Source organism: Blastopirellula marina (genome assembly GCF_002967715.1).
GTDB classification, from domain to species: Bacteria; Planctomycetota; Planctomycetia; order Pirellulales; family Pirellulaceae; genus Bremerella; species Bremerella marina_B.
In genome coordinates this window covers 706,519-732,251 of record NZ_PUIA01000016.1, presented here as the reverse complement: position 1 = coordinate 732,251, position 25,733 = coordinate 706,519, and the positions used below count along the sequence as shown (strand labels likewise).

The following is a 25,733-nucleotide window of genomic DNA, read 5'->3' as shown; positions in this document are numbered from 1 at the left end:
CTTCCAAGAATACCCGCTAAGCTAAGAATAACTGGTCAATTTCCCTCACTTTCTCTAATTCCACGAAACCGTCTTTTCCCATCGTGGGTATAAGTATTCAGAGTGGATGTGATCAGTCCAGGAGCGGTCCTTTGACGAACTTCAGCCTGCTAGTCGACCAGTGCATGGAAGGGGACCAGAGCGCAGTCTCTGAGTTCGTGCGTCGATTTCGAAACCAGGTTTACCTGCTGTGCTATCGAATGGTGGGAGAACACCATGAGGCTGAAGATATGGCCCAGGAAACATTCCTGCGCGTGTTCCGAAACCTCCACAGATGGGATCGAAGTCGTCCGATTGAACCTTGGATCATGACCATCGCCGGCAACCGCTGCCGGACTCACCTGGCTCAAAGAAACCGTCGACCGATCGCCTGCGAGACGCAGGATCATGTCGAAGACCACCGTGGAATCGATACCCGCGGCCAGTTGCTGGCCGAAGAAGTTCAGTTAGCCCTATCCCACGTCCGAGAAGAATATCGCAAGGCGTTCCTTTTGTTCCACGATCACCAGCTATCCTATGGCGAGATCGCCGAGCAGATGGACTGCCCGCTGGGAACCGTAAAAACCTGGGTCCATCGTGCCCGGCGTGAACTGGTCCAACGACTCGCCAACCGTGGCGTTACCCAGGAATACCGTGCGAGCCAACTTGCTCGTTCAGCCGAATAGAAACACGTAATACCAAAAGACATTTGTCAGGAATCGATTCGTGAAGTTCGAAGAGTTTGAAAACACGCTGCAAGACTGGCTCGACGAAGGTCGCCTCGACGAGGTGGAATCGTTGTTACCGCTAGTATGCGAGGCCGATCGGGCCGAGTGTGAAGAGCTCTTATTCACGTATCACGCGCTTTTCGCAGGCCTTAATAGTGCTTCTTCGGTGGAATTGCCACCCGATCACGTATCGCCTGCCACCCACAGGAAACAAAGCCCTTGGAAAGAGGTCTCTTTGCCGGCGATTGCGATGAGTTTGGCTTTGTGCCTGACCATCATCGCCGCCGTACCGGGTCTCTTCTCTGGCTCCAAAGCGGCGAACTCACAGCCTTCGCCGTCGTTGGCTACCGTTCCGCAGCCGGCCGAAGTCGTGCCTGGTCCCCTGCCCCAGCTATCTTCTACGCCCCAAATCGCCTCACGTGAGCCTGGTCTGACGCGATTTGCGACGGTGTCGTTTGAGCCATTGGCTCGGAGCATGGTTAGCCAGACAGACATTGCCCTTAAGTCGATTAATCGCGTGGCAACCGACTTGAACCCGATTGATCATCAGTTCTCGGCCTATCAGGACGCGGCTCCCCTGCTCGATACGCTCACACGCGGCTTCCTGCCGGGAACTCGTTCGCTGGGAAATGCTTTCTCCGTGCTGCATGAATCGACCATCGAGCCGACCGCTCCGACTCAAGAACAAGAGTCGAGCCCTCTTTCCCCCAGCTCTGAGCAGAATCCCGTCGTTAGCTAGATCTAACAGACAAACCCCTCCATTAGCGGGATACCCCCTCCTCGTTTTTTGAATTATTATCAATTTACAGCTTGATCCCTGCCTGCGTACTCATTCTCGGTAATTCACTCCTACCCGCCGGAATAATTTCTCATGCACCCCCATCACTTGCGCGCCCAAACTCGAAATGCTTTCACCCTCGTGGAGTTGCTGGTCGTGATCGCCATTATTGGCGTTCTGATCGCCTTATTGCTGCCCGCAGTTCAACAGGCGCGTGAAGCCGCTCGCCGCAGCCAATGCGTGAACAATCTCAAGCAGCTCGCTTTGGCAATGCACAACTTCCACGACACGAACAACATCTTTCCCCATTGCTTCTACACCAAGAATCCTGGAAATACCAATACCTGGGAACAATGGCACCGGTTCAGCGCCAGCTACAAGATCTTACCCTTCATTGAACAAGAGAATCTCTATAACCAATTCAACTTAGATGGGACATGGGGTTACAACCGCGATAATCCCATGAACGTCCGACTTGAGGCTTTCCTATGCCCTTCTTCGCCGCCCGCCACGGATGCAGCCGGGATCAGCTGGGGGGGACCTGGTTCCAATTACGGCTGGTGTTCAGGTAGCTCCCCTTACACGGCCCACTCGTGCGACCGCAGCGGTTGCAACGGCATGATTACCACGAAAGTCGAAACCAAGATGGCGGATGCGACCGACGGTCTGTCCAACACTGTCTTCGTTTCGGAATTCCTTTCCGGTGACGGAAAAGATGGTACGCCACGCTACCCGTTTGACATCCTCTACACCGGTGACGACACGCCGTTCAACAACATTGTCAACAAGGACTTCCCAACCCAGGCCGAAATCGACGCCATCGGACAAACGGTTGAAGGGGGAGCATCGGGCGAACGCAGCAACAACGGTACCTTGTGGGGATGGTATTCCCATGGTCAGTCCCTCCTGAACACGGCGGTCCCCCCGAACTGGAAATATCCATCGGCAGGTGGTAACTGCTGCCCAGGTGGTGCCCACGACTGGGGCCGCGGCTTTATCGGTGCTCGCAGTATGCACCCAGGCGGCGTGAATGCAGGCCTGGGGGATGGTTCGGTTCGCTTTGTTCCTGAAACGGTCGACCTGCTTACCTGGCAGCGAATGGGGAACGCACGCGACGGTCAGGTAGTCACACTGCCGTAGTTCTTCGCCTGACGTTCAGACTCTTTCCTAATTTGATTAAACGCCTTAGCTGCCGGATAGATAGTAATGCGTACCCGTTCCGTTAATTCACTTGGTCTGCAACTTGTTCTCTTGGCCTGTCTTTGCACCCTTCCCTTGCTCGGCTGCTCTCAGTCGAGCCAGAAGGAACGCGTGATTCCTCTTAAAGCTTCCGCCTCGATGAACAACGCCCGATCGATCCTCGAGAACTATGCCAAAGGCGCACCGATCACGAGCGAGGCCGACTCGTTCGACGCGGTTGTCGCCGGCGTTCGTAAGGATGACGAAGCAGCAGCTGATACGCTGGACAAAGCCTTCAAGCAAATCCGCGAAAACCCTGGTAATCGTGCCAAGATTGCCAAGGAAACGCTGAAGCAGCTGCCAGCCAAGCCGGAACCGGAACCTGCTCCGCCGACAGAATAACCGTAGCAACTACGTTTAATCTCAACCCGAAAGGCCGTGCGAAGCGATTCGCACGGCCTTTTTTCGTATGGCCTACCACCCAGAGTCAGGAACCATGCATTCTTTGCGCAGCCCCAAGGGTCGCGTTAACCAGAATAACCTGCACAAACTGCAAGCTTTACGGAATGTTGCAAAGTTACCACATAAGACTCCGATGAGTTGAGTATTCCCAACACATCCTCCCCAACCATCCAAGTCAACGGAGCTTACCATCGTGGCCAAAGCAAAAACGACAACCCGCAAGACGACTGCTTCCAAGACCTCGACCAAGGCAAAATCGACCAAATCAACCAAGAGCAGCGCTGGTGAGCAAGAAGTTGTGATGGATCGCCGCCGTACCGATCGCCGCAGCAAGGCCGCTGCTGATAAGACCAAGAAGCCAGAAGCTGTTGTGGAAGCCACGAAGGGCCCTGAAGAAGCTCAGCCCAAGATGGAACGTCGTGCAAAGGTGAACCGTCGCCGTCAAATCGATCCAACGACCTGCGAACGCGATTACACCAACGACGAAATTGAATTCATGCAAGCTTTGGACGCCTACAAGCGTTCCAGCGGTCGCATGTTCCCAACGTGCAGCGAAATCCTGGAAGTGATTCGCGACCTGGGTTACAGCCGAGGTGGCAGCCCCCTCAGCGAAGTGACTGAAGAAGCACAAGTCGAAGAACAAATGCCAGCCTTCTCGGACGAAGTTCCGGCAATCGAAGGCTAGGCCGCCAATCACGACAACAAACCAACGTTGCTAGCAAACTCGGGAGGCTTTTCGGCCTCCCGAGGTCTTTTCTTGAGCGAATTCGTCTTGATTAAGGAAGAAGTCGCCACTATTCTCCCCCGACGCATGAAAATAAGTCGCCTGACAACAGGATAATGGGGTTGATGACGTGCATCGACAAACGACCTTTCAACGAAAACTGATTCTCTTCGCACTCTTCGTTCCGCTTACTAGCGCGGGTGTCGGCTGCCAGATGGCTGCTTCAGGATACAACGTCGCCGGTGTACGCGCTGTGGAAGAAGGCCAGCCGCAGGTCGCGGTCAATCAGTTTCAGAAAGCTCTTGGGCACGATCCCACCAATCCTGATGCGTACTACAACCTCGCTGCAACCTATCATCAGATGGGCAAGCAGTCGGGGGACCAAAACACATTGCACCAGGCTGAAGCTCTTTACAATCAGTGCCTGGACCTGAACCCCAACCACACCGAATGCCACCGCGGTCTGGCCGTGTTGTTGGTCGATACGAAGCGCAGCGATAAGGCCTTCACCCTGATGGAACGCTGGGAGCAGCGTGCTCCGCAGTTGGCAGATCCCAAGATCGAACTGGCTCGCCTGTATCAGGAATTTGGCGACAAAGAAAACGCCATGAGTCAGTTGAACCAAGCCTTAGCCGTCGATGCGAATAACTCTCGCGCTTGGGCGGCGATAGGCAGCCTGCGTGAGCAGAATGGCGAACTTGGTCAGGCCTTGGCCAACTACCAGCGTTCGTACCAGCTGAACAACCTCGACGCGGGTGTCGGCTCGCGAATTGCGGCCCTGCAACGTCAGGGAATCCAAAGCGAAGTCCCCATGGCCCCAACCAACGGAACGCAATTGGCCAATCAGCCGAACACCCGCAAACGATACTAATGTGTGCTAACGCGCAGCACACTTGGTCGGATTGAACATTTTCGATCCATTCTAAAACCAGATTGCCGACCAATCTGAACCTCCTTGGGGCATCTGTATCCTTCTGTTATTAGCCAATTTGCGCCCAGTGGATTCAATTCTTTCCTCGTGGCGTGGGGGCCGCTTCTATCGAAAGGGAATTCCCCTTAAAATCTGGGTTTACTTGCTATCTGCCGGTTCCGTCTGGGATGTCTTGCGAAAGACACAGGCGGGCCCAATCGGTTGACCATCTCCCTTTGAGCCGACTGTCATGCCAGAACGCGTATTCAATTTCTCTGCCGGTCCTGCCGTAATGCCCCTTCCAGTGCTTGAAGAAGCCCAACGCGACCTGGTCGCTTTGCCGGGCGTTGGCAGTTCCGTTATGGAACTGAGCCACCGTGGTAAGACCTACATGGATATCCACGCAGACGCGAAGGCCCGGCTCGTTTCGCTGTTGAATATTCCCGACACCCACGAAGTCCTGCTTCTGCAGGGCGGTTCACGGTTGCAGTTCTCGATGATCCCGATGAACCTGCTCAAGGGTACCGACAAGGCAGCCGATTACGTTCTGACCGGCACCTGGGGTAAGAAGGCCCTGGAAGAAGCCGTGAAAGAAGGCAAGACCAACGTGGCCTGGGACGGCAAGCCTGGCAACTACAACAATCTGCCTGGCCCAAGCGATCTGAAGCTGACTTCGGACGCTGCCTACGTGCACATCACCTCGAACGAAACCATCCAAGGTGTGCAGTTCCAAAGCGAACCCGAAGTGGGCAACGTGCCGCTGGTCGCGGACCTTTCGTCCGACTTCATGAGCCGCCCGGTCGACGTCTCGAAGTACGGCATCATCTATGCCTGTGCCCAGAAGAACGCCGGCCCAGCTGGCGTGACCGTTGTGATCATTCGCAAAGACCTGATGGAGCACGCCAGCAGCGATCTGCCCGGCTACATGGTTTATCGCAACCATGCCGAGAACGACTCGATGTGGAACACGCCACCAACGTTTGGCATCTACCTGCTGGGCTTGGTCTGCAAGTGGCTGCAAAACGAGTTCGGTAGCTTGGAAAAGCTTCAGACGCAGAATGAAGCCAAGGCCCAAATGCTGTACGATGCCATCGATCAGTCTGGCGGCTACTACATCGGCCATGCAGTGCCGGAAGTTCGCTCGATGATGAACGTCACGTTCAAACTGGGCGACGAAGAAGCAGATAAGAAGTTCCTGGCCGCAGCCAACGAGATCGGTCTGACCCAACTGGGCGGTCACCGTAGTGTTGGCGGTATGCGTGCTTCGATCTACAACGCGATGCCTGTCGAAGGTGTCGAAAAGCTTCGCGACTTCATGCTTGAATTCAAGAAGTAAACACCCCACACTTCCCTAACTTCGCTGGCAAACCCTCAGCCAAAGAAACGCATCATGCCTAAAGTCATTGTTTTGGATACGCTCGCTCAGGAAGGTCTGGACCTGTTGGATCAGGCCCCTGGGATTGAATACGAAGTTCGCACCGGTTTGAAAGGTGAAGAACTACGCAGTGCCCTCAACGAATTCGATGGGGCGATCTGCCGCAGCGGCGTGAAGATCACTGCCGAGTCTCTCGAAGGCAACACCAACATGAAGGTGATTGCTCGAGCCGGCGTCGGCACCGATAACATCGACTCCAAAGCGGCAGCTCGGCATGGCATCGTGGTGATGAACACCCCCACGGGCAACACCATCAGCACGGCCGAACATGCGTTCTGCTTGATGATGGCTCTTTCGCGAAACGTGCCTGCTGCCAATCAAAGCCTGGTGGAAGGTCGCTGGGATCGCAAGAAGTACATGGGTACGCAGCTGGCCGACAAGACACTCGGCGTGGTCGGACTCGGCCGCATCGGGATGGAAGTCGCCAAGCGTGCGTTGGCGTTCGAGATGCGAGTGATCGCCTACGATCCCTTCGTCAGCCCCGAACGTGCCGCGGAACTGGGTATCGAGCTTTCCGAAACCGTCCCCGGCATGCTTCCGCACATCGATTACCTGACGGTGCACACCCCGCTAACCCCTGAAACCAAGGATATGATCAACGCCGAGTCGATCAAGACCTTGAAGCCAGGTGCTCGTTTGATCAACTGTGCTCGCGGTGGAATCTACAATGAAGAAGCCCTAGTCGAAGGTCTGAAGTCAGGGCACCTCGGCGGTGTCGCTTTGGATGTTTATGCCGAAGAGCCTTGCACCGACAGCCCCTTGTTCGGCATGGAAAATGTCGTCGCTACGCCGCACTTGGGTGCGAGCACTGAAGAGGCTCAAACGCAAGTTGCCGTCGAAGCAGTCCAGTTGGTGGTCAATTACCTGACGACCGGCGAGATCCGTCACGCCGTCAATGTGGCTCCGCTCGATCCGAAGACCCTGGAAAGCATTCGCGGCTATCTGGACGTGGCCTATCGCTTGGGCCTGATTGCCGCCCAGGTTCATTCCGGTGGCGTGAAGTCGGTCAAGCTGACCTATCGTGGCGAAGTGAGCGGCAAGAACACCAAGCTGCTAACCGCTTCGTTCTGTGCCGGCTTCCTGGCCAAGGCCCTCGAAGACGAACCGAACATCATCAATTCCGAGATGCTGCTGCTGGACCGCGGCGTTGACCTCTCGACCGAAACGAGCACCGAACTAGGCAGTTTCTCGAGCAGCATCACGGCAACGATCGAAGAAGGTGGCAAGTCGCACCAGGTCGGCGGTACGCTGTTCGGCAGCAACATGCCTCGCTTGATCTTGCTGGATGGGCAGCGGTTGGAAGCCTATCTCGACGGTACCTTGTTCATCTTCGCTCACAACGATGTCCCCGGCATTATCGGCAAGGTGGGAACGATCTTCGGCAACCACAAGGTCAATATCGCCCAGATGGCCGTCGGTCGATCGAGCACCAACCCAGGCAGCGCCGTGGGCGTTCTGAACCTGGACGGTCTGCCGAGCGAAGAAGCTGTCAAGGAAGTCATGACCAGCGACAACATCACTTCCTGCAAAGTGATCGAACTGCCGGCCGCTGGCGAGATGCCCACCTGGATGCGATAAGACCGCTACAAACGAAATAGCCTGCAAAACCGGCACAGCTTATCTGCTGGCCGGTTTTTCTTTGCGCTGATGGGAATTGTATCCACGACCCGGCGAATTACTTTGAGACCTGGCTGTACGTCTCCCTTCATTTAAAGAACTCCGTTGCTATCCGATTTCCTCACCTCACTTCCGATTGCCTACGTCCCATGGGACTGGAGCTCATTGCTGTGGCTCTCGTTGCTGATGATTCCAGTGGCGGCAGTGATTGCGTACCCACTTTTGGCCAAATCGCTTTTTTCCCTCAGTAAGCTTTCGCGTCTACAGAAACGCAAGCTACAGCGAGCGATGCCAAGTCTCGACGACCAGTTCGCGGAAAAGTTTCGTGTGTGGGAAACCGGCGATCGTGTTTGCAACGCGGCCGTCTTGGGATGCATACCAGGCTTCTCGTTCGTACTGGTGAGCGATGCCCTGCTCCACCGCCTGTCCCCTCGGTATGCCGCTGCGATTGTCGCGCACGAGGTGGGGCATCTTCGCCTGTGGCATGTCCCCATACGGTTGAGCATTGTATTTGCCGGTGGCATCCTGGGCATGACACTGGTACACATGGTCGAGCACTTAACTCAGTGGCAGATGCTCACGCAAAGCGTTGTCATCCTGGGCACGATTGCCTACATGACGTTGATGCTCCATTTCGTATCCCCACTTCTCGAGTTTCAAGCAGACGCATTTGCGGTCGATTTTCTCGGCAAAGACGAGCGCGGCCGGCGACGTAGCGCTCGAGTGCTGATCCGAGCCTTATCCCAACTGACCCTCTTATCTGGGATCGCCCCGAACCAGAAAACCTGGCTCTATCCAAGCTTCGAACAACGCCGCCGAATGATTCTTGGCCTGCAGTACTCCACGCGTCTGCAAAAGTCACTGCGATGGTTCATTGCCGCCGTATTTCTTAGCCAGCTTACTCTGGTTATCTGCTGCTTACTCCTTCTGATCGGTTAGGCGACCAGCGTCAGGAATAATTTAGCGCCGGGAGGCAGGTTTCGGTTTTGACGCTTCGCCTCGATTTCTTGATAATCGAAGGCAACTTGCCTCTTCGATAGCCATCTCGGAGCTGAAGCTAATCCACCGTGAACCTACTTCGTAAATACTTCCTGCTCGGCGCAATCCCGGCGCTGATCGCGGTGGGCCTTTCGACCATCCTCGACTACCAGATCACACAGCGACTGCTTCGCGAGCAGATCGATCAGACGCTGGAAGCCAAGCTAGATGCCAAGCGGAACGAGGTCCGTTTCTTCCTGGAAAAGCACTTTTCGCTGCTAGATACTTTGGCGGCAACCCCGCTGCTGAAAGATGGCACGATTCCCGAGATTCTCAATTTCTTAAAGGTCCAAGAGTGGGCAGTCCGTAATCAAATCGAAGGGCTGTACTACGATGAGCTAGACGGAACGGTTCACACAACCGAAGGCGCGACGTTTAGTGTGGCCGACCGTGACTACTTTGCGGAAGTCCTCCAAGGGAACAAGGTAACCACGCGAATCATGAAGAGCCGCGGCAAGGGCAAAGACGTTCTCTTACTCATCGCTCCCGTTTATACGGAAGACGGAACGCTAAAGGGAGCGGTCGCGCTCGCCCTGCTCGATAGTCAGCTGATTTCGTTTGTACACGGCATGGAGGTTACTCGCGGCGGCTTTCTTGCCCTGGTAGACGACTCGGGGCGTATGATTGCGTCATCCAGCAAGGCAGAGTTCGTACGGCAGCAAGACCTACTTACAAGCAATACGACCGTGATCGACGATAAGGGTACTCGATTCCTGGTTTCTTACACTCAAGTTCCGGACACTTCCTGGAAGCTGATTGTTGCGATTCCTGAAATCGAGATCCAAGGCGTCTACAACCGTATGGCCTGGTCGAAAGTTACCGCGGTGGCATGTGGCATTACGGCCGCTGTTATCTTGGCTCTTTTCTTCAGCGAACGAACACTTCGACCGCTGCAGAAAATTATTCAAACGTTCCGCCAATACGCCAAAGGTGACCAATCGGCGCGTTTTTCCGAAAATGCTCGTGGCGAATTTGCCATCATTGCCGAGTCGTTTAACCACATGGCCGACGAACTTGACGAGGCTCGCATTCAACAAGAAAAACACCTGCGAAAGATCGAGTCGAGCGAAGATCGTTTCCGAAGACTTTTCGATGGTGCTGCCGACGCGATATTCCTACGTGATCTCGAAGGGACCGTCATCGATGCCAACCAGGAGGCCTGCCGTATCCTGGGCTACTCGCGAGACGAGCTTGTGGGCATGTCCGTTTCTCGAATCGATACCGATTGGAATCAGGAAGATGCCCGAAAGGTTTGGAACAAGCTCGCTAGCGAAGGTGGACGGTATCACCCACTGGTCGAGCGAATCCATCGCCGAAAAGATGGCAGCACTTTTCCGGTCGAGATTCGGTTAACGCTGATCGAACGTGGCGGCGAGGTCATGGTCATGTCCGCCGCACGTGATGCAACACTGCGCAAAGCGGCAGAAAAACAAACGAAGGAAGCGAAGGAATTTGCTGAGAAAGTAATCAATGCGTCCCCAGGCGTAATCTATATCTTCGACCTGATAACCCAGTCGATCACCTTCATCAATCGAAACATCGAGAAGGAGTTAGGGCACTCTAAGGAAGACCTGGAGGAACTTGGAGCACGTTTCTATACCGAGATCATCCATCCCGACGACGTCGCCCGCGTCCGCCTGGCATCGACCCGCTGGTACGAAGCTGGCGAACCGGAAGTTCATGTAGACACCTTCCGCTTGAAGCATGCCAATGGCCAATGGGCGTGGTTTGAATTCCATCGGGTGATATTCCAGAAGGATATCAACGGACACCCCACCCAGATCCTGGGAGTCGCCACCAACACGACCGATCGCGTTCTCGCACAACAACAACTCGTCTGGGAGAAGGCCCTACTCGACCAGGTTATGGAGACCAGTGTCGCGGCGATCATGGTGGTCAATACCGAAGGCAACATCCAGTTTCTCAACCCAGCGTTGGAAAAGACACTGCGTATCGGTCGCGACTACGTTCAAGGGAAGAACATCTACGGATTTCCTTGGGAGATCTTCGACATGGCAGGCAAGCCGCTCGCCTTAGAAGCTCGCCCGTTTGCTCGCGTTAAGAGTACCCTCAAGCCGGTCAACGATGTGCGATACCGAATTCAGTTTGGTCCAGACGCCTACGTTACCGTCTCGGCCAATGGTGCCCCACTGTTTGACGAGAAAGGAGAATTCGCTGGAGCCGTTTTTGCATTGGCAGACATTACCGAACGCATCGAATCGGAAAAGGTGCGTGAATCTCTGATCCGCAGCCTGGAAGCCACCAATACCGAGTTAAAGCAATTCACCTACACCGTATCGCACGACCTCAAGTCACCGCTGATTACGATCAAGGGCTTCCTGGGAATTCTCAGTGAAGATATCGAAAACCAGGACAAGCCTGCCATCGAAGAAGATCTTTCGATCATCGGCTCTGCTGCCGACGGTATGAAGCAGCTTCTGGATGACCTGCTGGAACTTTCGCGCATTGGCCGCAATGTCAAATCTCGCACGATGATCTCGCTCGACGAAGTGATCTCAGAAGCAATCACCTTGCTTGCCGGACAGATCGAAAGCCAGAACGCTGACGTAAGAAGCGATATCGAAGACGTGCACCTTTATGGCGATGCCATTCAGATTCGGCAATTGATGCAAAACCTGATCGACAACGGCATCAAACACAATCGCAGCCCCAACCCCAAGGTTACTATTACTGCCCGCGAAGAAGATGACTTCATTCTGATCGAAGTCATCGACAACGGCCCGGGAGTCGCGATCGAATACCAGGAACGCGTCTTTCAGCTATTTGACAAACTCGATCCCGATTCAGCAGGAACCGGGATCGGCCTGGCCATTGTCAAAAGAATCGTTGATTTCCACGGCGGTACGATCGAACTCGATTCCGACGGCCAAGGAAACGGCTGCACGTTCCGCTTGCGTCTGCCAGCGGTCATGCCAACCCTCGATGCTACCTTCAACCTGTCCGATCACAACGAGTCGACTTTGCCTTAGCTTCCTCCCAAGATCGCCTTGCGAATCTCGGCTGGTTTATCCGTGGTAATCGAATCGAATCCCAGTTCGGCGTAGCGTTTGGCCTGATCGGCTTCGTTTACGGTCCACACGTGGCATTCGATACCTGCCTTGCGAATGTCACGAACAAACTCGGCGGTCACCACTTCGTCTCGACCTTGCGTACCCAGGCCCGTCGCTTTGGTGCTCTCCAGCTTCTTCAAGACGGTCCCCAGGTCAGGTGCCCATTTGCCGGTCAACTTATTTTGCTTGTAGCTCGTCAGCCAGTTGGCTTTGTACTGGGGCATCTTTTCGCGACACTGCTTCACGACCTCTTCGTTAAAACAAATGATCACGATTTGCTCTGGTCGCAAGCCGGATTTTTCCAGCACGATTCGCAGCGGCTCGACGATCTCAGGCCCGCACTTGATCTCGACCAGAATCTTGCCGGTCTGCGGAACGGTCGCCAGCACTTCTTCCAATAGCGGAATGCGTTCGCCAGCATACTTTTCATGCTTCCAAGACCCAACATCCAGGTCTCGCAACTGCTCGAGGGTCGATTCGGCCGGGTTGAGCTTGGCCACACCGGCCGTGGTTCGCTCGGTGGTCTTGTCGTGCAAACAAACAATATGGCCATCCTTGGTCAGGTAGAAGTCCCCTTCGATGGCATCAGCCTTCTGCTTCCAGGCTTCCTGAAACGCGGCCAGGGTGTTCTCCGGCGCGTCGAACGATGCCCCTCGATGCCCCACGATCATCTGCGCTTCTCCCGTTGCCACGACACTTGCCCAACAGGCCACCACCACAAAACAATAAACAAACGTTCGCATCATCAAAGTTCCCTTGGCCATCGAAATGAGACGCCTCATCAAATCATGCCTGAATTATAGCCCACGAAACATCCTCACTTCATTCCCCCACGATGGCCGGAAGCACTTGGGCAAGGGGGTGAACCTTTCCCACGTCGTGGCTGTCGTAGCATCGTCCTTCCATCGATATCGAACCCAATCAGCAAAGGCAGGTGTTCCGTGAGCAACGACGATCAAAAAGACTTTGAAGAACAACCATCCTTTCAAGCCGATGAGCAAACGTCGCTACGGCTATCCTTCTGAAACCAACGTCAAACGCGGAGTCCGCATGGTTCACGGCGATAAACTTCTGGAAGAAAAACTGGGGCGAAACGATCTTTGCCCATGTGGATCGATGAAACGCTTCAAGAAGTGTTGCCTGAAAAAGGGACGCTTTTGATGGCACTAATCGGGACGACTACTTTTAGAGAGTAGTCGACCTTCCGGCGACCCTTCCAGGAGGGACTGCATGCCTGACCAAAGCCAAGGAATATGATCATGGGCACCTCCCACGGAAATTTCACGAAGTACCCCCGTACGCCGCACCTGTTCGGTTCCCAAGGAACCGACGATGATAAGCATATGGGGGAACCTGAGTCCCTGGCGTTCATTCAGGACCAGTCGTTGATCGTCGAGGAGAAGATCGACGGCACCAACGTCGGCATTCATTTCTCGGAAGATAACCAGTTGATTCTGCAGTGCCGCGGTCACCTGATCACCGAAGGAATGCACCCGCAGTACGACCTTTTCAAACAATGGGCGACCGTCAAACGGCATGAACTCGAAGCACGGCTGGCGAATCGGTACCTGCTGTTTGGCGAATGGGTCTATGCTCGGCATTCGGTCGCGTACCGAAAATTGCCGCATTACTTTTTCGAGTTTGATATCTTCGATAAACAAAAGGATGTGTTTCTTGACTTGGCCTCGCGGATCGAACTCCTGGGCGGAAGTGGGATCCACACGGTACCGATCATCCATCAAGGCCCTGTCATGCGAAAGCAGTTGGCCAGGCTAATCGGTCCGTCACGGTATGACAGCCATTTCGACAACCCATTTTCCGGTCAGGCCGACAACTTGATGGAAGGCATCTACCTTCGCACCGAGGCCAGAGGCAAAGTCACCGGCCGTGCCAAATTCGTACGCCCCGAGTTCGTCGAGAAGATCAAACAGAGCACCCATTGGCAACATCAGGCCATGGTCCCCAATCAACTGGAAGACAAAGCAGACATTTGGTCATGAACTGGACGCAGCTCGCTACAGCATCGATTCATGAACTCATTGCCTGGGCCCAACCTCAGCCATGGTGTCAGGCCATGGCTGCCTGCGCGCAAGATGCCCAGTGGCACAGCGAAGGAGACGTGTGGACACACACCAAGCTAGTGCTACACGAATTGAAATCACTTGAAGAGTGGCCATCTTTATCATCTCATGAGCAAACCATCCTGAAGTTCACCGCCCTCTTCCACGATATCGCCAAGCCACTGACAACTGAGATCGATTCCATCACCGGCCGCGTGACGTCTCCCAAGCATGCGGTGAAGGGAGAACACCTCGCGCGAAATATTCTCCGCGATCTAGGTTGCAGCCTGACAACGCGGGAAGAGATTGCCCGGATGGTTCGCTACCACGGACGCCCAGTGTTTCTATTGGAGAAACCGGAACCGATACACGAAGTGATTCGTCACTCATGGCTTTTGCATAACCGGCTGCTCTACCTGTTCGCGTTGGCCGATACCCGTGGCCGCGATACCGATTCAATGACGCGACCGGAAGAGAACCTGCACTTCTGGAAAGTCGCGGCTGAAGAGACCGACTGCTTCGATCGCCCTTACGCGTTTGCTTCCGACCATGCCCGCTTTACGTTTTTCCACACTTCGCAGCCCAATCTTCATTACCAGCCTCACGAAGAATTCTCATGCCAGGCAACCCTCATGTGCGGCCTGCCGGGTGCCGGAAAGGATACCTGGCTGGCGCGACATCGGAGTGATTCACCAATCGTCTCGCTCGACGACATCCGAGCAGAAATGGACGTCGCCCCGACCGAGAACCAAGGCCAGGTCGCTCAACTTGCACAAGAGCGTTGTCGAGAACTCTTGCGGAGCGGCACTTCCTTCGCGTTGAATGCCACCAATACCATGCACCAAACGCGCTCGCGCTGGCTCAACCTGTTCGCCGACTATGACGCAAGAATCGAGATCGTCTACCTGGAACCGAGCCTGGACGACCTACTGCAGCAAAACAAAAAGCGAAGCAACCGCGTGCCAGAAGCCGTCATCGAAAAACTAGCCTCACGCTGCCAAGTACCAACCTGGCTAGAATGCCACACCCTCATCTCCGATGCCGAGCCGATTCAGGTCACGTGAACAGAAAACCCCCAATCCCCAGTCGAGCCCTGCCCGCCACAAAACATAATCACATACGACCACGAGAGTTACGAAAGCCCGCGCACAAAAAAAGCCGCAACAAGTGCGGCTTTAGGCACCCCCTAGGGGAGTCGAACCCCTGTTTTCGGGCTGAGAACCCGACGTCCTGGGCCACTAGACGAAGGGGGCGTGAGGTGCTGTCTTGGGGAAGTATCGGCTTGGGATGATGGGTTTCATCAGCCAAGGGCGATCTTCTAAGACCTAATCAAGTTATAACGGTTTTTCCTTCGTGTCTAGGCCCTGCCGCAGGGCGAATTTCTGGAAGAAAAAGCCGCTTTGATTCTGACACCAACTGGCTTCATAGGTTCAAGAGGTGGAGCTAGTCTCCTTCGATGAGCGGCTCTTCGGGATGGGCTTTCTCGAATTCGGCGGCCATGTAACGGTCGGCAACCGCGGTATCCAGGAAGAGCTGGCCAACATGAAACGCCACCATTGGTAGGATCGCCAAGGGATTCGCCGTATAGAACTCACTGGCGATCGCCAGGCCGATCATCAAAGTCTTTTGACTGCCAGCGAAGGCAATCGCGATCTCCTCACTGCGGGGAAAACGAAGTTGTTTCGCTACGCCAACGCCTAGCAGCAAAGCCGACATATGGATGGCCAGGACCAGGCCAATCATCACCCCGAACGATAATATGGTCGGCATCTGATCTGTGGGAAGATTGCGTAATTTGAGACCGCAACTGATGCACCCCAGCAAAACCATGCAAAGCACACCGATCTGAGCCACGATTCCTAGCTGAAATTTGTTCTTTGTGGCCCAACTACCTGCCCCCGGCAGAAGCCGCGCGAGCTGGCCCAGGGCCATCGGCAGCACGACCAACAAAAAAAGTTTCATCATCATTTCGGCCAACGAAAGACCTTTGCCGTCGGGGCTCGCCCAAAGGGTGATTGTGATATGACTTCCGGTGGTCCACAGCAGCCAGAACGGAGTGATCAGAAAGCAAAGGGAATTGGTCACGATCGTGACGATCAAAGCGATCGAGTCGTTCCCCCCTGCCCTGCGTGTCCATACGGCGGCCGACGCCAACGTGCAGGGGATCGCTGCCATCAAGTTGATGCCGATAGCGAAATCGCCGGACGAAAGCAGCGAGCCTCCCCAGGCAATCAGCGGCAAGATGCCGGCATTGATCAGCGTTGCCAAGATGGCAGCTGCCGGCCGGCGGATCGCACTGTGCAGGTCGCCGAAAGCAAGTGGAAAGGCCATCAGAAACAGAACCGTGACCACGATCCCATTTCGCAGTATGTGCATGTCAGGAAGGTGCCGCAGCGGCTCGGAAAAGGCAAATCCCACGATCACCACTGCTAGCAGGCCAGCCAGGAACCAATGTCGCTTCAAAAGTGATCGCACGAGCGTCTCGCTTTCCGGTTCCAATGTGGGGGTTGGCGGCCAGACTCTTTTGCCTAACCGATCTATCTGTCGATCGGGGTTGCGGTTAGAATCGAAGATCGGTTTGCACTTAACCTCGGTACCTGGGGAAGTTACCCCGAACAGCGTCGCTGGAATCGAAGCGATCGCTCGGAACTGGCTCAGGACCAAAGTCTTTATTTTGCATAATGTTGCGTTATTGGACAGCGGGCGAATCCCACGGAAAAACTCTTCTCGCCATGATCGACGGCTTTCCGGCCGGCCTGGCAATTGACGAAGAACCCATCAATCGCGAGCTTGCTCGACGCCAGGGAGGGTATGGCCGTGGTGGACGACAGCGAATCGAGACCGACAAGGTCGAAGTGATGACCGGCATCTGGAAGGGTCTCACGCTGGGAAGTCCAATCGCTTTGCAGGTTATCAATCGCGACTACAAACTGGAACGCCTGGAAGATCTGCCGCGTCCGCGTCCCGGCCATGGCGACCTCACTGGCGCGATCAAGTTCCTCGGTCCGATCCGAGCTATCCTCGAACGTGCCAGTGCTCGCGAGACGGCTGTTCGCGTCGCCGCTGGTGCCCTGGCCAAACAGCTTCTGGCTGAGTTCGGCATTCAGGTTTACGGCTTCGTGGACGAGCTCGGAGGCATTGCCATCGATCGTCCGGAAAACGTGGACGATGTCGATGCGATGATCGCCAAACGGGATGAGAGCATCATCTACTCCCTCAATCCTGCACAAGATCCCCAGTTCAAAGAACTGATCGACAAGACGGGCAAAGCAGGCGATACGCTGGGCGGGATTGTCGAAGTCCGTGTAGTCGGTGCTCCGTTCGGTTTGGGCACCCATGCTCAGTGGGAACGCAAGCTCGATGGCAAGTTGGCCCAGGCGGTCATGGCTGTGCAAGCGATCAAAGGGGTAGAGATCGGCATGGGCTTCGAGGCGGCTCGCTTACCGGGCTCTCAGGTTCACGATCCGATCCACTACGACGCAACCCAATTGGAATCGACCAACCTGGGCTATACCCGCCCCACCAACAACGCTGGCGGGCTGGAAGCCGGCATGACCAACGGTCAGACGATTGTCGTGCGTGCCGCCAAGAAGCCGATCAGCACGCTGGCCAAGCCGCTGGAATCGGTCAACCTGGAAACGAAAGAGTCGGCCACGGCTTCGTACGAACGAAGCGACGTGTGTGCCGTCTCGGCAGCAAGTGTGATTGTCGAAAGTGTGGTGGCATTCGAGATCGCCACGGCTCTGGTCGACAAATTCGGTGGCGATAGCCTCGAAGAAATGAAGGCCCGTTACCAACTGTTCATGAATATGGCTCGGAAGCGTTAATCCGCGGCCACCAATTACCAGGCACGCCAAGCAAGGATGTTCGGCATGCATGAATCTACGAGACGCCTGCTCTGTCGGGTCGCATTCCTGCTGGGATGCGTCGTACCGACGATCTGCACCCTCTCGTGGATTACGTACCGGCAGTCTTCCTGGTCGGTCGCGGCGGTCGAAGACCAACTCTCCGAAACGATCGGCCTGAAGTGCCATATCTCGAAGTACTACAACCCCAAGCCAACCAAGTGGGTTTTCGAGGACGTACGTCTTGAACGAGCTGGCAGCGATGCGGTCGTCTTTCCAACCCTCAAAGCCGAACTGGTCGACAATACCTGGCAGCTCTCGGCCGATGAAGTCGAAGTCGACTGGGCTTCCAGGCATCGCCTCTGGGAAACGCTGCAGGAAGGGGTACTACTCAAGCGTACCGACGGCAAACGGCTGCAACTGAACGTGGCGCACGTTCGTTTTCGTGAAGAGGTACTTCCGTCACTGCAAAAGCTGGAAGTGAAACATGATCCCGAACAGCAGCCTGCCCTGTCGAGCTCGCTGCTGGTAGGCGATTCGCTCGCTGCTCCGCCATTGATGGCGAGTGTCGACACCTCGAATCCGCAGCATTGGCAGGTACAGCTTGCCACCACCGAGCAGCCGATCCCTACGCATCCGCTGCGTGCCGCAATGCCGCAGCTGGCAGGCCTGGGCATCGATGCCAACTTCATGGGGCAGATTACGTTCGAGCTGAACCACGCTTCGACCAACGTGGAGATGGCAGGCGTGTTCCGGCAGATCGACCTGCAATCGGCATTGGCCACCAACTATCAGCACGGTGCCGGCGGTGCCGACCTCTACGTGACACGGCTTGTTGTACGGAACGACAACATCCTGGAAGCGTTCGGTGGGATCCTCTCACGCAATGGGCAGTTGTCGCGACGCCTACTTGATCGTGCCGCTCAACACTTGAATGTACAAGTGGTTCCACCGAGCCGCCATCAAGACTTGATCGCCTATCACGAGATGGCGATCGGTTTCAACTTCGATCGCGGCAGCATGACGCTGACTGGCCTATGTGACAACATGCCGCCAGGAACGATGCTGGCCGGGCTGGAACATCCGCTCGTCTACGAAAGCCCCGTGAACATCTTGCCGGCCACCAACCTGATCAGCGTCTTCTTCGACAACGACTCGCCCACCATTCCCGCTTCCCAGCCGTCGGTTGATTGGGGAAGGTGGCTCACCGCTCCGATGATCGCGGATCGGCCCAGTGGCTCGATGCCGCGATAGGGATCGTCGACACAGCACCACTCACGGTGTGGCCGATGCAGACTGGTCTACTTCGTATCGACCAGGTCTTCTTCCTCGGAAGCTTCTTTGTCGGCTGGCAGGTCATCCTTGATGACCACTTCTTCGACTTCGTTTTCGTCGACCACGGATAGCCGTGAGAGCTGGAACCTAAGAGCAACGAAACCGAGGGCAATCCAGTTGGCGGCGACGAAGCCCATCACCATGATTTCGCTTCCCTTACCACCACTACCGTACGAGTGCAGACCGACGGCATCGCCACCTTTGAATAGCGGCAACAGGAAGTTCACCCCGTACCAGCTTCCGACAATCGCCGAGAAGCCGATGATCGTTCCCACGACCAGGCCGAAGTTATTGAACCAGCCGGCGAAGCGGGCATGCAGAATCGCTACATAGATCAACAGCGTCACCAACGCCCAGACTTCTTTCGGATCCCAGCCCCAGAAACGGCCCCAGGAAACGTCCGCCCAGATACCACCCAGAATCGTTCCCGTAGCCAGCAGAAGCACGGCCACCTGAATAGCGCGGTAACAATGCTGACCGAGGGTGAAGCACTCTTCCGGTGGACGATAGCTCATTTGCGGGCTGTGCCCCTGAGCCGGAGCCAGACCAGCATTCATCGGGCTGGCCACGACCGGAGCACGATACTTGCCGAACATGTAGTAACCCAGCGCGAGCCAACCCAGGCCCCACGCCAAAATACCGGCACCGTAGCTGGCAACGATCGTGAGCACGTGAATGGTAAGCCAAACGTTCGACCGCAACACTGGCTGCAGCGGCGAGAACTCGGTGTTCAGCACGCGTGACGAACCGGTATCGACAATCGGAGCGATCGAAGCAACGCACAACAGGAACGTTCCGCATGCCGACGCTGCCAACCCGTAGTAGTTGCGGTGGTAGGTTTTCTGGAACTTATCTTTCAGCTGCGAGTCGATTGACCAGTCATACGCACAGAAGATGGGCAATGCGACCGTGGCGATCAAAAGCCGCGGGATATACCAGACGCTCAAACCAAGCACTAACAATTTGACGAACAAAAAGATCGACGCGTAGATGACACCATGCGCGGCCATCTGCTCGCTGAAGTCGGTCAGGTTGATGATCGGGCGGTTCCCATCGTAAACCGGACGCATCGTCATGAACTGAATCATGGCGAGCATCAGCGGAACACGAATCAGAAGCGAGCCCCAGTTGAAGATACTCCAAACGCCCGCCGAGAACATTTCGCGCTGGCTCGGCTCCAGGTCTGCTTGTTCCCAAGTAAACGGAGCGGCTGTCGCCCGCCAGGCGGCCAGGCGACCACGATCGATCAGTGGAAGCACCAGGAACATCAGCCCCAAACTGCACACCACCCACGGAACGAAGATGACGGTTTCATACATGTTGGTCACCGGGGCCCAGCCAGTCACGACAACTCGCATATAGAAGCCGTACGTCGACCAGATCAAGCCAAACACCAGGAACACCATGCCCATCCAGAACATCGGTTTCCGCATGACGGCAAAGGCCAGCGCGAAGCCGATCGTGGCGATGAACGTGAATACCCAGGCATACATGAACGGGTCCATCGTGTTGTAGCGGACCTCGGTCGCAATCCGGTAGCTATTGGCTGCTGGATAGGCCGTGTAAGCGAGAATACCAGAGTCCTTCTGGTCGCTGCCAAGCGTGTCTTCGATCACCGCAACGCGTTGTTGGGTATCCTGGTCCCCCAAACGCTGCAGGCTTTCGGCCAGCTTCTCCATCGCGGGGCGAACATCTCCACCACTCAGGTAGGCATCCTTGGCGGCTTTCCAGTTGGAACGCACGGCTTTGACCAGGCCCATGTCGTAGCCTGCCAACACATCGTCCGAACCATACAGGAGCGTTGTCAAACCGAGCCACGGCTGCGACAGGTCGCTCGGATCGCGTGACTTGCTAAGGGCATAAGGATTGAGCGAAGGAACGATCTGCAGATGATTGCCGCTGCGATCCATCGACGTCGATGCCGTCAGTGCACCAGCATTGGCATTCTCGTACAGTGCCAGGTGAATTTCGATCGCGTTATGTTCCAACTGACGAACGCGAACCAACATCGACTGAAACATCGGCTTGATGTTGTTATACTCTTCGTCGGTGAGGGTCGTGCTGTCGTTCACGTTATCCCGCTGTTCTTCCAGGATGTCTCCCAGCGACTTCGCGGCTGCCTGAAACTCTTGCACCAGTGGCTCGGTCTCTTCCGTGGTCGGAGCAAACTCAGGCTTCAGCGGCTGATCGGCCGGCGTATTGAGCACCGACATGGGGTCCATGTAGGCAGCTGAAGACAACTCGTGCAGGTCTCGATACGAATCGATCAATCGCTTCGAGGCGACGCTCAGCGGATGCTCACCGCCAAACTGCTGTAACGTTTGCAGCTGGCTGTTGAGCGTGCGTTCTTCACCCGAGTTAGGATCGCCGAACAACGTTTTCCCAGCGGCATAGACCTGTCCGATGAATCGATCGCGTTCGCCTGGGGTGGGTAGTGGATTGGTCGAAACGACATCCTTGCGTGGATCAAGCGAGACTTCGCGGAAGACGGCATAGCGGAACAACAGCTCTCGCCAGATGTGAGCGTCCATGGCAGTCTCTTCGAGCTCGCCACTTGCGGCCTGTTCCTGGCGACGCTTCTCCATTCCCTTCAGGTATTCGCGCAGTTTCTCCGACGTCGCAATGTCGTGCGGCGAGACGAAGTTCAGCTTCATGCTGTTGTGGCCGTTGATCGGAAAACCGAGTTCTGCACGCACGTCTTCGCGGCCCAAATAGATAAACGGTACGCGTTCCCATTTCTCAGGACGAACGGTCCATTCGTAGACGAGTTCGCTTGGCGTGAACTTGCGCAGCTCACCATCCGGGAAGATCTCGAGTGCGTCCTTGAACTCTGGCTTTTGAAGCTCTTCTTCCGTGTAGTAGTCGGTCAAGTTGAACTTGGGCTTCGACTTATTGAACTCGGTGATCTTTTGCACCACCTGACGAGCATAGCCATCCATTGGCTTGACGCGGCCATGGTGATAGACGGGGATCTCGCGCCAGATATCATCCGGGAAGGCCTCGTCCGCACGGCCGCTACCCGATGCGATAAACGTACCGCACATTACCAGTACGAGGGTCCAAGTCGTGCGAAGAATTCCGCTGTTCATGTTGTACCTAGTCATTATCACGAAACCACTTCTGTCTGAATCTTCGCCGGGTGAGCTTTGGCTCGGGCCTGCGGATCAGACGATCGTTTAGTTTTGAAGAAATAGGCCCGCATGTAGAACATGCAAGCGATGCCTCCGATCACAAACAAGCAACCCCAGTAACGCAGGGCCGTGCCGGGATCGTAGTTGACCGAGAACACCGATTTGTAAACTTCAGAGTCATTGCTACGCTCAGGGACGAACTCGCGATACTGCGGCGTTCCGGCCAGGTAAGGCCCTTCGAACGATTCCTGGAAGATACGCAGGTCACGTCCCCCAGCCGGTTCGGTGAAATCGTCTGGAGCGTTCATCGTGATCCAGACGTCCCGCTTCAAGAGAGCCGTCTGCGTAAACAGTAAATCGCCCGAAGCCGGATCGATCGCCAGCCCATCAGGCTTGGACAACAAGTCGGTATGCAGTGTCTTCGGTTCTTTGTCCTTCCCTTCGAGATCGAGCACCCGAATGACGGTGTTGATCTCCTGCGGCTTGCTACGATCGAGCGAAGGATCCCCCAGTTGCTTGCGGGCATTGGGGTCCAATCCATTGGGCGTATCGTCGCTCCAATACAGCAGCCCCTTATCGCTGACGACGAGACTGTTGGGATGACCATCCTTCGAGTAGGTGTAAACATACGAGACACGCGGCTCATCCAGCGAAGACTGACCGATCGCGTTGTTCAGCACGTCGGTGAAGTACAGCCTTTTCTTGGCCGGATAGAGAGCCACATCGGCTACCAGTCCAGTACCGGCGAGCCAGTTGGCTTCCATCTCACTGCCATCAGTCTTCACGCGACCGACCGACTTACCAGCAGGGTTACCAAAATAGGCCCAACCACCGGCCGAATCAACGGCCAAGCCACGCGGAGCCCGGTCGAACATGGCCACGGCTTTGGGGCTTCCGCCGACCATATCGGCCTCCATAAGGACATCGACATCCGAGCGAGCCAGGCGACTGGGCTGCTTGGCCAGCCACCAAAGCTTGTTGCCAGTGGTATCGACCACCAGGTTTCGCGGATTCTTGCCGGTGCGCGTCGTAAGCTCCGAGGCGGGCTCATCGGGCTTGCTCAGGTCTTTCACCAGGATTTTCTGGCCACTATCGGAATCGTCGATCCAATAGAGCATCGTGCCGGCCATTCCCAGCGAAACGGGGTTGCGGGCCTCGGCGATATCCATGTGCTCGATCTTATCGCTACCGACCAGCGAGGCCATGATATATCGATCGTGCTGGCGGTCGAGGTACTGCACGTCGCTCGAGTAGTGCGACGGCTGCGAGGTGCCTGGATCGAGACGACGCTCGAATTGATCGAGGTGAATCCGGAAGCCAATCGGGTAAGACTTGATCGGCATCGAAAGCTTCACTTCCCGGTCACCTACCTTCAGCGTATGCAGCGTCGAACCATCATCGAGCCCGACGTCTGGTTCGTTCATGTGGGCTCGCAGCCAGAATACTTCTGATTTGTCGTCGACGGTCAATCGCACTTTCACCGCAGGCGTATTGCCCATCGGACCGGAAACGCCAAAGGCAACCGGAACTGGTTGAGCCTTCGGTTCACTAGCGGCAACCAGGCTCTTCACATACATGCGAAGCGTAGCAAACGGCATCTTGAACGCTTCGACCGCGTCGACTTCCGTCGCGTCATCTTTGAGTTCGCCAGAGGCCACGACCTTCTTGCGATTCCAGTAGCGATAGTAAACGCGTTTCGCTCCGGGATTATCTGGGTCACTGGTCCCTTCGACGACTCCCTGAATGAGGTCGATACGCGAGCCCCCTTCTCCACCCCGCATCAACTCTTCGGTCGACTTCTCGCCGTAGTCATACCAGAAGTGACCAAAGACGTCGGAAGCAAAGCCTTGCATGTTCATCTGCGGCATGTTGGCCAGCAGCGTCAGCTGATCGACCTTCTGGTCACCATCCAGAATATCGATCACCACCGTCGGATTGCGTGGTTCCGCTCCTTCTGCTTCCGGAACTTCCACCCAGGCAAACTCCTGACCGTCGACCTGATCGAGCTGAGCCGTGGGGTAGTAAGCTTTGACCTGGTATTTCAGCTTCGACCCTTCAATTGGCTGAGGATCCTTTTCCAGTTGCTCTTTGACGTCGATGACGGTCGTTTTGCCGCCGACGTACAGAATCGCTTGACCGCTCTCGCCGATCGATCCTTCTTCCGGCACGCACTTCAGGAAAGCTTCGGTCGCGGCGCGACTGCCTGCCATGTGGAACGTCATGTTACCGCCGCCGCTACGCTGGCTATCGCCGATGCCGAACTTATACTTCGGCTGCTGCGTGGCCTTAAAGACCGACAAGCGAATAGGAATCCACTGCTCGCCAACGGCTTTCATCGTTCCGTCTTCGGCACGCTCGGTCGTTTTGGGCATGCTCATCATCAACTGCACGGTGGGTGTATTGTCCCACCAGTTGCAGTCGGCATAGTAATCCAGCACTTCCAGCTTCACGCCATCCTGGTTGTACATTACGTTGCCGGCGCGGTTTCGCATCGAGATGTAGAACACCGGCGTGAACCAACGGGCCAGTTCAGGCTCAGCGACCTTCCACTTCGAGAACCCATCGTCGTACGACGACCAGTTGAACATCCCTGGCTGGAATTCGATCATGTGCCGCTCAGCTTCGCCAGCGTCAGCGATCGCCATGGGGATCGTTTTAGTGTCGTTATCGACTCGCAGATCAAAGTAATACGAATTGTCGAATGCCAGTTCTGACGAGTCGTGCTCCCAGACATGAACCTGGGCATCGATCCCCTTGGAACGACTGATCGCACCACTTAGCAGCAACATCAATAAACCGATGTGCGTGATGACGAAACCGGTTTGGTAACGTTTCCAGGGATAGCGAATCGCGGCGGCGCAGAAAATATTGACGGCCAGCAAGCCGTAGATCAAACCGAACCACCAAGACTGATAGACATAGAACTGCACCACGTCCGTGTTGAAGGTCGCTTCGACGAACGTAGCAAAGATCAGCGAAATCGCCATCAAGCTTAGCAGCACCACGGCAAGGCTGAGCGAGGCAGCGAATTCGTAAATATGCAGCAGTAGCCGAACAGGTAGGGGCTGGTCTGGGGAGACAAGTCTCGGTCTTGCCACGAGTTATTCCATGAAGTCAGGAAGCTCGAATCGCGGGGTGAGCAAGGCGGGGTGGAGGTGAAACCGAATAGGAAGGAGTTCGGTCCTGAGCCACGCCTTCGACACCACGATCGCGGCTTCGTAGTTCTTGCGGTTTGGGGGAATCGGAAAGCGGGGCCCAACTCCCATCGCCAAATTGGTCTCATCATCCAGTACAGTAACGAGTTACGCCTATGTACTCGTCCTCTGCCTGAACGCTTTTCTTTATTATAGCGCCCGAGCCCCGATCGGATACATGGTCTTGGGGAACCCGCAGTCAGAAGTA

Annotated in this window: 19 protein-coding genes and 1 tRNA gene; 15 read left to right on the top strand and 5 right to left on the bottom strand. The window is 55.6% G+C overall.

Annotated elements, in window-relative coordinates:
• Positions 1–131 precede the first annotated feature (131 nt).
• From C5Y96_RS04815 to C5Y96_RS04770, 10 genes are all read left to right on the top strand, one after another.
• Entirely contained in the window at positions 132–704 is a 573-nt protein-coding gene (locus C5Y96_RS04815; RefSeq protein ID WP_105350436.1) for an RNA polymerase sigma factor, read from the top strand.
• A gap of 40 nt (positions 705–744) precedes the next feature.
• Positions 745–1,485 (top strand): hypothetical protein, encoded by a 741-nt coding sequence (locus C5Y96_RS04810; RefSeq protein ID WP_105350434.1) that lies wholly within the window; start codon positions 745–747, stop codon positions 1,483–1,485.
• A gap of 195 nt (positions 1,486–1,680) precedes the next feature.
• Positions 1,681–2,664 carry a DUF1559 domain-containing protein gene (locus tag C5Y96_RS04805; RefSeq protein WP_233198785.1) on the top strand — a complete coding sequence of 328 codons (984 nt, stop codon included), beginning with the start codon at positions 1,681–1,683 and terminating at the stop codon, positions 2,662–2,664.
• A gap of 66 nt (positions 2,665–2,730) precedes the next feature.
• Complete coding sequence (locus C5Y96_RS27010; protein WP_146115515.1) at positions 2,731–3,105, top strand: hypothetical protein; 375 nt, start codon at positions 2,731–2,733, stop codon at positions 3,103–3,105.
• A 253-nt stretch (positions 3,106–3,358) separates the two neighbouring features.
• Positions 3,359–3,850, top strand: a complete 492-nt coding sequence (locus C5Y96_RS04795; protein ID WP_233198783.1) for a hypothetical protein — start codon at positions 3,359–3,361, stop codon at positions 3,848–3,850.
• 253 nt (positions 3,851–4,103) lie between these two features.
• Positions 4,104–4,760, top strand: coding sequence for a tetratricopeptide repeat protein (locus tag C5Y96_RS04790; RefSeq protein WP_105350931.1), 657 nt, complete (start codon positions 4,104–4,106; stop codon positions 4,758–4,760).
• Positions 4,761–5,049: 289 nt separating this feature from the next.
• On the top strand, positions 5,050–6,135 hold the full coding sequence (gene serC / locus C5Y96_RS04785; protein ID WP_105350429.1) for a 3-phosphoserine/phosphohydroxythreonine transaminase: 1,086 nt from the start codon (positions 5,050–5,052) through the stop codon (positions 6,133–6,135).
• 54 nt (positions 6,136–6,189) lie between these two features.
• Entirely contained in the window at positions 6,190–7,812 is a 1,623-nt protein-coding gene (serA, locus tag C5Y96_RS04780; RefSeq protein WP_105350427.1) for a phosphoglycerate dehydrogenase, read from the top strand.
• A gap of 144 nt (positions 7,813–7,956) precedes the next feature.
• The gene (locus C5Y96_RS04775; RefSeq protein WP_105350426.1) at positions 7,957–8,790 is read left to right on the top strand and encodes a M48 family metalloprotease; all 834 of its coding nucleotides are present in this window, start codon (positions 7,957–7,959) and stop codon (positions 8,788–8,790) included.
• Positions 8,791–8,918: 128 nt separating this feature from the next.
• Positions 8,919–11,879 carry a PAS domain S-box protein gene (locus C5Y96_RS04770; protein ID WP_105350424.1) on the top strand — a complete coding sequence of 987 codons (2,961 nt, stop codon included), beginning with the start codon at positions 8,919–8,921 and terminating at the stop codon, positions 11,877–11,879.
• Here the strand turns inward: C5Y96_RS04770 and C5Y96_RS04765 are convergent.
• Positions 11,876–12,742 carry a glycerophosphodiester phosphodiesterase gene (locus C5Y96_RS04765; protein WP_199188628.1) on the bottom strand — a complete coding sequence of 289 codons (867 nt, stop codon included), beginning with the start codon at positions 12,740–12,742 and terminating at the stop codon, positions 11,876–11,878. The genes C5Y96_RS04770 and C5Y96_RS04765 overlap by 4 nt on opposite strands.
• Before the next feature lie 211 nt (positions 12,743–12,953).
• Between C5Y96_RS04765 and C5Y96_RS28105 the strand changes: the two genes are divergently transcribed.
• The 3 genes from C5Y96_RS28105 (at position 12,954) to C5Y96_RS04750 (ending at position 15,084) form a co-directional block, all read left to right on the top strand.
• Positions 12,954–13,121 carry an SEC-C metal-binding domain-containing protein gene (locus C5Y96_RS28105; RefSeq protein WP_105350930.1) on the top strand — a complete coding sequence of 56 codons (168 nt, stop codon included), beginning with the start codon at positions 12,954–12,956 and terminating at the stop codon, positions 13,119–13,121.
• Positions 13,122–13,219: 98 nt separating this feature from the next.
• On the top strand, positions 13,220–13,960 hold the full coding sequence (locus C5Y96_RS04755; RefSeq protein ID WP_105350421.1) for an RNA ligase family protein: 741 nt from the start codon (positions 13,220–13,222) through the stop codon (positions 13,958–13,960).
• A complete protein-coding gene (locus tag C5Y96_RS04750) occupies positions 13,957–15,084 on the top strand; it encodes an AAA family ATPase (protein ID WP_105350419.1) in 1,128 nt (375 codons plus the stop codon). Before C5Y96_RS04755 ends, C5Y96_RS04750 begins: the two co-directional genes overlap by 4 nt.
• A 116-nt stretch (positions 15,085–15,200) precedes the next feature.
• Here the strand turns inward: C5Y96_RS04750 and C5Y96_RS04745 are convergent.
• A tRNA-Glu gene (locus C5Y96_RS04745) sits at positions 15,201–15,273 on the bottom strand.
• A gap of 190 nt (positions 15,274–15,463) precedes the next feature.
• On the bottom strand, positions 15,464–16,495 hold the full coding sequence (locus C5Y96_RS04740) for a bile acid:sodium symporter family protein (RefSeq protein WP_158261096.1): 1,032 nt from the start codon (positions 16,493–16,495) through the stop codon (positions 15,464–15,466).
• Positions 16,496–16,701: 206 nt separating this feature from the next.
• On the opposite strand from C5Y96_RS04740, the gene aroC reads away from it, so the two are divergent.
• The gene (gene aroC / locus C5Y96_RS04735; RefSeq protein ID WP_105350417.1) at positions 16,702–17,847 is read left to right on the top strand and encodes a chorismate synthase; all 1,146 of its coding nucleotides are present in this window, start codon (positions 16,702–16,704) and stop codon (positions 17,845–17,847) included.
• 45 nt (positions 17,848–17,892) lie between these two features.
• The gene (locus C5Y96_RS04730; RefSeq protein ID WP_105350415.1) at positions 17,893–19,119 is read left to right on the top strand and encodes a hypothetical protein; all 1,227 of its coding nucleotides are present in this window, start codon (positions 17,893–17,895) and stop codon (positions 19,117–19,119) included.
• A 47-nt stretch (positions 19,120–19,166) separates the two neighbouring features.
• Here the strand turns inward: C5Y96_RS04730 and C5Y96_RS04725 are convergent, their stop codons facing one another.
• Together C5Y96_RS04725 and C5Y96_RS04720 are read right to left on the bottom strand one after the other, a co-directional pair.
• Positions 19,167–22,289 carry a cytochrome c biogenesis protein gene (locus C5Y96_RS04725; RefSeq protein WP_158261095.1) on the bottom strand — a complete coding sequence of 1,041 codons (3,123 nt, stop codon included), beginning with the start codon at positions 22,287–22,289 and terminating at the stop codon, positions 19,167–19,169.
• Between the two features lie 17 nt (positions 22,290–22,306).
• The gene (locus tag C5Y96_RS04720) at positions 22,307–25,429 is read right to left on the bottom strand and encodes a YncE family protein (protein ID WP_146115513.1); all 3,123 of its coding nucleotides are present in this window, start codon (positions 25,427–25,429) and stop codon (positions 22,307–22,309) included.
• Positions 25,430–25,733: the final 304 nt, after the last annotated feature.